Below are 8,363 nucleotides of genomic sequence, written 5' to 3'. Positions count from 1 at the left end.
GCACGACGGCGCAGCTCAAGCGGGTAGTGGGAAGGACGTGCCATAACTCGATCCTCTCAAACGATCGAGTCCCTACCGAACCCGGAACGGTTCACACAGGTCGTGAGGGTGGAGCTGGTGATGGCCGCCAAACGGCACGGCATGCCGACCGTCGCGGTCGTCGTCGCCACACGGCTGTCGGTCTGCCTGGAGCGCCAGAGCCCGCGGCCGGACAACCGGCGCGTGCCTGAGGACGTCGTCCGCGCCCAGCACCAGGCCATGGTCCACTCCCACCAGCGTCTCGCGGCCGAAGGCTTCAGTACCACCGTCTTCGTCGACACCCTGTATCGCCTGGAGCCGTTCCTCGAGCGGCTCTCGCAGGCCCGGGAGGCCGAACTCGGGCGCGACGGCAGCACCGGCTTCGGCGGGCCCCGGCGCCGGACCAGCTCACCTACACGGCCGACTTCGCCTGGCCTCACCGGTGGTGGATCGCCAGCACCGACGGCAAACCGCCCCGGGAGTCGAGCAGCTACGAGCGGACCCGGGTCGCCAGCCTCGCCCTGCAGAACGCGATCCGCGACGCCCGTACCGCGCGGGTGAAGCCCGCGCGACGAGCCATCAGCCCCTGCCACCACGAGTTCAACCTCAGTAACAACCGACCGCGGCGCGGCACATCTGCCCACCAGCGGCGACCCATAGCCGGGCGTCGTAACGTGGTTGTCAGTGTGGTCAGCTGAACGTGTTGCAGCTGGCGACGCGGCCGGAGCGGTAGCCGGTGGAGAACCATTGCTGGCGCTGGCTCGCGGAGCCGTGGGTCCAGGTGTCGGGTGTGACCTTGCCTTGGTAGCGCTGCTGGATACGGTCGTCTCCGACGGCGGCGGCCGCGTCCAGCCCGCGGTTGATGTCGTCCTTCGTCAAGTCGGTGACCAGTGGCTTACCGCTCTTGGGGTCGGGGGTGGTGGTGGCGTGGTGGGCCCACACTCCGGCGTAGCAGTCCGCCTGCAACTCGAGTTTCACCGAGCCGCTGTTCTGGCCCTTTCCGCTGCCGCGGGAGATCGTTCCGCTGAGGTCCTGGACGTGGTGGCCGTATTCGTGCGCGATGACGTAGGCCTCGGCGAACGGGCCGCCCTTGGCGCCGAACTTGCTGCTCAAGTCGTTGAAGAAGCCGAGGTCGAGATAGACCTGGTCATCGGCTGAGCAGTAGAAGGGGCCGACCTCGGAAGTCGCGTTCCCGCAGCCGGTGTTCACACTGCCGGTGAACAGGAACGTGGGGGCCTGCTGGTAGGGCTTACCGGCGGCTGTCTCCGTCTGCTTCCAGAATGCCTGCACGCTGTCGACCACGGCGACGATCCGGCACTCCTCCTTGCGGTTGGCGTCGGCACCGGTCCGGCAGTCCGCCGCGAGGTCCGCGACTGACTTGCCGGACGAGGACGTGTCGCTGCTGCCCGAGCCGAACATGCCGGGGTCGACACCCAAGAGCACGGACGCGACCAGCACCACGAGCCCGACCAGTCCCCCGCCGATGGTCTTCCCGCCGCCCGGGATCCCGCCAAGCACACCTCCCCGCCCGTCCGTGACCTCGAACGTGTCCAGAGCAGCATCGTCGTCAAATTGCATACGTTGACCCTCCCTCAAGCAGCGCGCCGGACCGCCCCGCGTCGTCCCGCTCGCCTACCCCGTACGAGGACATCCCCATCCCGTCCTCTTCCCGCTCCGCCTCTTGGAGGAGCCGGCGGGCGACGTCGCGACGCCGCTCTGTGGGTGAACGGCGGACCGCCGTGCGGCAACGGCCCCTCCATGCCGTCGACCGCACAGCGCGGCGCCCCGCCTGCCGCCGGTGCCGGGACCGTGCCCGCGAGGTTCAGGCGACGGACGGCCGCCGCGGGTCGGTCGGGACGATCGCGTACTCGTCGAAGAGCCGTTCAAGGGTTTCGTGACCGTGCGTGCGGCGGTACTCCATCTCGGCCGCCGTCACCGGCAGCACCCAGACAACGCGGGCGTGTCCGCCGGCCAGCGCGAATTTTTCCAGGCCCGAGGGGGGGATCAGCAGGTGGCCACGGTGGGACCCGGGCAGTCAGGGCTCCACGATGGGCAGGCTGTGCTCGAGGTCGAGGCGGGTGATCGGCGTGGTAGTAGACGGTCATGACCAAGAGCTCGGCGAAGCGCTCGTCGCGGACGGGGGCGTGAGGACGATTCCAGGCCGTGGCCGTCGGTCGCGATCGTGGACCAGTAGCCGGCGGTGATGTAGGCCCAGCTGTCGGCGCGCGGTCCTGATGCGACGGGCATCGGCCACCGCCACGAGGCGCGCCTCAGTACAGGGGCCAGGCCGAACGCGGGGTGTGAAGCCGTGCCTGGGTGGCACCGGTGCGCTCGAGCTCTGCCACGAGGACGGTCAGGACGACACGCGCAAGCATCGGCATGACCCCGTCCTTGGCGTCCAGGGTCAGTGTCAGCTTCGTCTCGTCGACCCAGGTGCAGTTCGCGTAGTAAGGCGCGGTGGCGATCTGGTCGGCGGCGGGTACGCGGCCGTCTTCGGTCGCCTGGCCGACCGAGGGAGCGGCAGCTCGCAGCGCCGTGACGGCCGCCTGCGGGTCGCAGTCGGTGACCGCGACGCACCAGACCTGGTCGGCAAGGAACTCGTAGTCCTCGCATTTGATGGTGGTGATCGGCAGTGTGTGGGGGTCGACGGTGATGCCGCCGGGCTGGCTCAAGGAGGTCGCGGCCCGGCGCATCCACGCGGCGGTGCGCACATCGTGCGCCTCGAGGTAGGCCTGCGCGATCCGCCAAGGCGCGTCCAGGACGCCGAGTTCGGCTGCCTCTGCGAATCGCTCCTCCGCGCCGTCGCGGTCGCCCGCGGCCAACAGTTCGCGGCCGTGCTGGAGGGCGGCCTCGCCGTCGGGGCCGGGCTGGTGATCATCCATACCGTCATCCCTACCAGTCAGCTCGGGCTGGTGGGCCGTTTCCCAGGGATGGACACCAGCAATGGGTGAGCCGGTCGACGCCTACAGGTCGGTATCGCCGTGCCCCTGGGCCCCTCCACGCGCGGTGGTGCTCGCGCCGGAGGGCTGGCCGGGCTCATCTCCTCGTCGAGCTCGCTGCCCATCGGCCGGTCGGCCGCGTTGTGGCTTCGCCGGCGTCAGGGGAGAGCGTTGCGCAGATAGGCGGGCAGTATCTGGCAGGTTGCCGGATCCGTGGCCCAGCCGGGGTCGGCGAGTTGCCCGACAGCGATGACGGACTGGTAGCCGTCGCCGGTGCGGGCCACGACGCGGAACGTTCACCCCGGGGGACCGGTCGGCGAGGCGCGCTCTGAGAACAGTCCGGTCCACGTCGGTGGAGTCCGCACCGGTGACCCACGGCCGAAGTCGTTGCAGATCCACACGCCGCTGAATGGTTCATGCATCAACATTTCAACATTTCCACTGCACGCATGTCTTCGCCGTACACGACCGCGATCATGCCCCTACACACCTGCCCGGCGCCCGTTACCGGTGAGTACTGGCCGGAAAGCGAGCCTCTTGCACCCGATGACTCCTTTATCGCGCGCTCGGACGGGTGCGACGGTTCGCCACTGCGGTGGGGCACCCGCTCACGAGCCACACGCAGGATGGGGCGCTGTCGTCATGTCCTGGCGCTCACCGTCGGCCGCAGCGTCAGCGACCCGGTCATAATGTTCCCCGTGTGCCGGGCCCGGTGCTCCGCGAGTGCGCCCGACCGGCGTCAGCTCGCAGACGGATCGCAGCGCGGGCCGCTCCTGTACAGCAACTCTCAACCCGGAAGGCCCGACCCATGAACGCGGCAGCCAGCGCCACGACCGTCAGGACGAATACGGGCGATACCGCCACCCTGACTCGCGCCGCCGTCATTCAGGCATCCCGCACGGAACCCGACTACACCGCCTACGCCCCCAATGACGTCTGGGTCGTCGCCGACATCGGTGGCCGTCTCATCCCGGTGATCCCGTTGGTGCGCGCCGCCCTTGGTGCCGAACCGCACAACACCAATGAGGCTGAAGTCAGGATCAGGGAGCTCGGGTTCCAGATCTTTATCAAGCGCCTGTACACCCCGGGCGGACAGCCTGTCCGGCTCACGCAGACACAGCTCAAGGACGCCCGCCCGTAATCGATGGAGGGCGGCAGGAGCGCGCGCCGCGATGCCGTGGTGAAGATGCGGGCGGGGCAGATCGTGGTTCGCGGCGGGACGGCCCGTCATGGGCAAGAGCCCGTTCACCCTCGGCGTGGCGCTGGTCTCGAGCGCGCCGGCTGGGGCGTTCCCAAAGAGCCCCGCCCGTCTCGCGGGGCTCCTTGATGAGCGGGTGAGCAGAGCCGCGACAGTTTACGCGGAGCCGCGTGGACGGGCCCGGCCACGGTCGGGACGGGGGGCGCAGGCATGGTGTCGTCTGCCGTGTGCGCGGGCATGCTGCGGGCATCGCGGGCGGGGAGGGAACGGCCATGGCGGCGATCACGGAGGTGCAGCGGAGCCGATCGGTGCGGGGACGTGTGGCGCTCCACCTGTTCCGCTGGACGATGGTGCTCCTCGTTCTCTTCTTCACCGTGCGGACCTACGACGAGACCGCCATCGCCGTCGCGCGCGGCACCGGAGGGCTGGACACCGTGGACGCGACCGTGGTGGAGGTCCGGGATGTCTCCCACGAAGGCTGCTCCGGCTCCGGCCAGGACACGAACTGTGACGAGAAGGTCAGCTGGTTCAGTCAGGATGTCACTCTGCGTGTGGGCGACGGTGGCACCAGGACGGTGTCGGTGGACAGCCGTGGGCCGTCCTTCGCCGAGGGACGGCAGGTGCGGCTGGGGCTGTGGCACGACAAGGCCGTGGAGATCGACGGGTACGTCGTCCACAGCGCCTGGACCGGCGACGGCTTCTTCTTCGTCGTCCCCGTGCTGCTGTACCCCCTGGCCATGGGTTACGTGATCGTGGTGGCCGTCGCGCTGCTGGCGCGGGTGCTGGGCCGAGGCGGACGGGCCCGCCTGGGTGTGGGTGACCGCTTTGCCGCAGCCACGTTCGGTGTCGTTGCCGGCCTGGCCTCGTGTGTGGCCCTGATCTTCTTCTCGGCGGCACGGGATGCGACACCCGCGTGGTGGCCGATCGCACCGGTCGGTGCCGGGTCGGCCGTCGCCGCACTGATGCTCGTCAGCGGAGCGCGGAAGGCGGCCGGGCCGAGTCACGGGTGACCTGTCCCGCCTACATCCCGGTCATGCCCCGGCCCCATTCCCCGGCAAGGTGGATCTTGGAGGTCAGACCGCCACGCGAACGGCCGAGTCCGTGGCCCCCGTCCGCCTGTGGCTCAGCCTGTGATCGGGTAGATAAAGCGGTGGTCGCCCGATTGGCTTCCCTGCCACGATCTGGGTGTGACCACGTTGTTCCTGATGGTCGGCCTGCCAGGGGCCGGAAAGACCACGCGGGCTCGGCAGCTCGCCGCGGAGCACGGCGCGCTGCGTTTGACGCCCGACGACTGGATGATTCCCCTGTTCGGCGAGGCGGAGGCGGACGGGAAGCGCGACGTGCTGGAGGGGCGCATGCTCTGGCTCGCCTTGGAGGCGGTCAAACTGGGCACCAACGTCGTCGTGGACTACGGCTGCTGGTCACGGGCCGAACGGTCTGCGATCCGCTGGCTGGTGGAGGCCGAGGAGGCGTGCTTCCGCATGGTCTACCTGCCGGTGGACGATGAGACCCAACGCGCCCGTATCGCCCACCGCTGGGCGACCACCCCCGAGGAGACGTTGCCGATGTCCGAGGCCGACATCCTGCACGGGCAGGCGCATTTTGAGGAGCCCGACGCGGCGGAGCTGGAGGGCCGCAGGGTTGCTGGCCCGCCGCCTGGCTGGGTCGGCTGGCGGGAGTGGGCCGCCGACCGGTGGCCGTCGTTCGCGTGACTGCCGCGGCCCCCGACAACTCAGCCTTACCGGGCGTGCCTGCACTAGCCCGAAATGATCCGCCGGACAGGCCCCTAACCGCCGTTTAGCCCGGCGGCCGGACTGGGACTGTCCGCGCCGTGCCCGGGGCCGGAGTGGGGGCCCTGGTCGGTCGGGCGCGTGCAGCGCTACCGTTGGGTTCCCGGGAACCACGCAACGCGGCGGTGTTCCGGTAGGACGCGGGCTCGGGCGCGCGGCGGACACGGCCCCCGGCCCCTATACGGCCTCTCCGGCCGGGCCGCCGCCGTGGCTCAGGAGTAGGTCAACGGGCAGCCGTACCGCAGGGAGTACTGCGCGGCGCGCAGGTAGAGCGCCACGTAGAAGGCCGCGTCCCGGTCCTCGGCCCATGGTCCCGGCCGCACCCGGGCGGTCCGCTCCGCCGCGCCCTCCAGGAACCACAGGCTCAGTGCGAGGTTCTCGCCCGCCGGTATCGCGTCCACGGGCAGTCCGACGGCACCGGCCAGCCGCTCGGCCAGGGCGAGCACCCGCGGGGCCCCGGCGACCGCTGTCTGTTCGCCGGAGTACGCGGTGCCGACGGGGAGCACGATCTCCTCCTCCAGCGCGAACGGCACCAGCACGCTCCAGTCGAGGAGGGCCGACAGCTCCGCGTCGGTCAGCAGCGTCCTGCACAGCGCCACGAAGCCCTCCATGGCCGGGCTGACCTTCTCCTCGAACCAGCCCGGCGCCTCCCGTTCGGCCCGCCGCAGCTCGTAAGGGGGCAGCCCGCGCCGCTCCAGCTCGGTGTTCAGCGCGGCGGCGACGTCCCCGTACCCGTCCTCGCCCGGCTGCGACCAGTCCTGCGCGGTGATACTCACCAGATAGACACCCACGATCGCAACGTACCGGCCGCCACCGACAACGTCCCGGCCCCTCGTGACAAACCCCGGACCGACGGCTGGTAGGGATCGTTGAGCCTTTTGGAGACCACCCCGTCCATCCCGACCGATCCTCTACAGCCACTCGCGCGCGGTGGCCGGGTCGGTGGTCGACGGACACAACGTCCACGGCGCGAAGAGCCGACGGGCGGCGAACAGGGACTCCAGAGCCGCCCGGCACCGCTGGTACGGCCACCGGTCGCGTACGTCCTGGTTCGAACGCCACGAAGTGAGCCGGCCATAACTCCAATCACGGGTGGACCCGCCCGAGTGACCTGAGCGCGACACGTTGACGAGGAGGTGCGGGCAGACTGCCGCACCGGGCGGCGCCTCTGAGCACGGTGATCAGCATGGTCGTGGCACCGATCGAGCCATGACTCCACGCACCTTGTGGCCGGCAACCGACGGCCGAGCCCATACCGCGTTCCTGCGAGGAGGCCCACCGGGCATGACGAGCCCGGGATCGGCCCGTCTGCGACCAAGACTTGAGCGGTCGATCGCAGACCGTCGGCGGCATTCCGGGCCGGTCAGCGAGGAGATGGGCGAATGATCTACCCAGTCAGCGCCCCAAAGGACGTGCCAGACCTGGGTGCGTTGCCCGGCCAAGAGTGACCGTTCGGCCACTGGCCCGAGCTGGGTGAGACGGACGACAGCGATGCAGAGGATGGCCTCGGCGAGCCGGCGGCGGCCGTGGTGCCGCCACGCAGCAGGTATGGGTGAGACGTGGCAGGGCATCCGGGGTGAGGAGCCGGGGCGTCGCCCGTCGACGTCATGGACTTGAAAGGGTGTAAAGGTGAAGGGCTTCCGCAGCTTCATCCTGCGCGGCAATGTGGTCGACCTGGCGGTCGGCATCGTCATCGGAGCGGCGTTTACCGCCGTCGTCAACGGCTTCGTCAGCGCCTTTTTGACCCCGCTCGTTGGGCTGGCCACCGGTGCCACCGGCGACATGGCCCGCAAGACCTTCACAGTAGGCGCCACCAAGTTCCCCTACGGCACCTTCATCAACGCGGCGATCAGCTTCCTCCTCCTAGCCAGCGCCCTGTACTTCCTGGTCGTGCTCCCGATCAACAAGCTCCACGAACGCCTCGCCCCGCACCAAGACGTCCAAGCCCCCAAACGGGACTGCCCCGAATGCCTCAGCCCCGTACCCGCCCAGGCCCGACGCTGCGCCTCCTGCACCGTCTCCCTGCCTGCCGTGCCCGCTCAGGCCGGGGAGACAACCCAGCGCGCCGGGTGACCCGACCTCCATGGCCCGGCCTGCGTTGCCGGGCCCGTCGCGGGCACGTCCGCGGTGACCGTAGCTACCGCCTGTGCCAGGGCATCCAACGTCGGCTCCGCTCAGCCTTCCCTCCAGCCCGCGGGGAGGCCGTCGGGTGCATGCACCGGGCGGGCACTGGCGTCGCCCGCCCGGGAATTGCGGCGTTTCGGCTGAGTACCCCGCACGGGCCGGGGCGGCGAGTTGGCTCGCCGGCTGCCGCCGCCTGCACCGCCGCTACGAGCGCAAAGCCGAGCACTTCCTGGCCTTCTCCAGCATCGCCTGCACCCTCATCTGCTACCGCAGACTCACCAAATGAGACGACGT

At 70.0% G+C, this 8,363-nt stretch carries 10 protein-coding genes and 2 pseudogenes; 6 read left to right on the top strand and 6 right to left on the bottom strand.

Annotated elements, in window-relative coordinates; all coding sequences use genetic code 11:
* Window positions 1–102 precede the first annotated feature (102 nt).
* A complete protein-coding gene (locus ACFYZQ_RS39295) occupies window positions 103–579 on the top strand; it encodes an AAA family ATPase (protein WP_389158950.1) in 477 nt (158 codons plus the stop codon).
* 129 nt (window positions 580–708) lie between these two features.
* Here ACFYZQ_RS39295 and ACFYZQ_RS39290 read toward each other — a convergent pair whose 3' ends face one another.
* The 4 genes from ACFYZQ_RS39290 to ACFYZQ_RS39275 all read right to left on the bottom strand — a co-directional run bounded on the left by ACFYZQ_RS39290 (window position 709) and on the right by ACFYZQ_RS39275 (window position 3,241).
* Window positions 709–1,596: a neutral zinc metallopeptidase gene (locus ACFYZQ_RS39290; protein WP_389158946.1), complete on the bottom strand. Its 888-nt coding sequence runs from the start codon at window positions 1,594–1,596 to the stop codon at window positions 709–711.
* 244 nt (window positions 1,597–1,840) lie between these two features.
* Window positions 1,841–2,023, bottom strand: coding sequence for a suppressor of fused domain protein (locus ACFYZQ_RS39285; RefSeq protein WP_389158956.1), 183 nt, complete (start codon window positions 2,021–2,023; stop codon window positions 1,841–1,843).
* Between the two features lie 265 nt (window positions 2,024–2,288).
* Window positions 2,289–2,900 (bottom strand): hypothetical protein, encoded by a 612-nt coding sequence (locus tag ACFYZQ_RS39280; protein ID WP_389158943.1) that lies wholly within the window; start codon window positions 2,898–2,900, stop codon window positions 2,289–2,291.
* Between the two features lie 215 nt (window positions 2,901–3,115).
* Entirely contained in the window at window positions 3,116–3,241 is a 126-nt protein-coding gene (locus ACFYZQ_RS39275; RefSeq protein ID WP_389158940.1) for a hypothetical protein, read from the bottom strand.
* A 524-nt stretch (window positions 3,242–3,765) separates the two neighbouring features.
* Between ACFYZQ_RS39275 and ACFYZQ_RS39270 the strand changes: the two genes are divergently transcribed.
* Both ACFYZQ_RS39270 and ACFYZQ_RS39265 read left to right on the top strand, forming a co-directional pair.
* Window positions 3,766–4,098 carry a hypothetical protein gene (locus tag ACFYZQ_RS39270; RefSeq protein WP_389158937.1) on the top strand — a complete coding sequence of 111 codons (333 nt, stop codon included), beginning with the start codon at window positions 3,766–3,768 and terminating at the stop codon, window positions 4,096–4,098.
* Between the two features lie 329 nt (window positions 4,099–4,427).
* Window positions 4,428–5,165 (top strand): hypothetical protein, encoded by a 738-nt coding sequence (locus tag ACFYZQ_RS39265; RefSeq protein WP_389158934.1) that lies wholly within the window; start codon window positions 4,428–4,430, stop codon window positions 5,163–5,165.
* 16 nt (window positions 5,166–5,181) lie between these two features.
* On the opposite strand, the pseudogene ACFYZQ_RS39260 reads toward ACFYZQ_RS39265, so the two are convergent.
* Window positions 5,182–5,292 (bottom strand): annotated as a pseudogene (locus tag ACFYZQ_RS39260) (IS5/IS1182 family transposase); the annotation flags it as partial.
* A 50-nt stretch (window positions 5,293–5,342) separates the two neighbouring features.
* Between ACFYZQ_RS39260 and ACFYZQ_RS39255 the strand changes: the two are divergent.
* Window positions 5,343–5,867, top strand: coding sequence for an AAA family ATPase (locus ACFYZQ_RS39255; protein ID WP_389158931.1), 525 nt, complete (start codon window positions 5,343–5,345; stop codon window positions 5,865–5,867).
* A 290-nt stretch (window positions 5,868–6,157) separates the two neighbouring features.
* Here the strand turns inward: ACFYZQ_RS39255 and ACFYZQ_RS39250 are convergent, their stop codons facing one another.
* The gene (locus ACFYZQ_RS39250; protein WP_389158928.1) at window positions 6,158–6,736 is read right to left on the bottom strand and encodes a hypothetical protein; all 579 of its coding nucleotides are present in this window, start codon (window positions 6,734–6,736) and stop codon (window positions 6,158–6,160) included.
* 838 nt (window positions 6,737–7,574) lie between these two features.
* Between ACFYZQ_RS39250 and mscL the strand changes: the two genes are divergently transcribed.
* Window positions 7,575–8,018 (top strand): large conductance mechanosensitive channel protein MscL, encoded by a 444-nt coding sequence (mscL, locus tag ACFYZQ_RS39245; protein ID WP_389158925.1) that lies wholly within the window; start codon window positions 7,575–7,577, stop codon window positions 8,016–8,018.
* 220 nt (window positions 8,019–8,238) lie between these two features.
* Window positions 8,239–8,355 (top strand): annotated as a pseudogene (locus ACFYZQ_RS39240) (IS5/IS1182 family transposase); the annotation flags it as partial.
* Window positions 8,356–8,363: the final 8 nt, after the last annotated feature.

This window comes from Streptomyces sp. NPDC001843 (assembly GCF_042891955.1).
Classification (GTDB): Bacteria; Actinomycetota; Actinomycetes; order Streptomycetales; family Streptomycetaceae; genus Streptomyces.
This window is presented reverse-complemented; position numbering and strand designations above follow the sequence as displayed.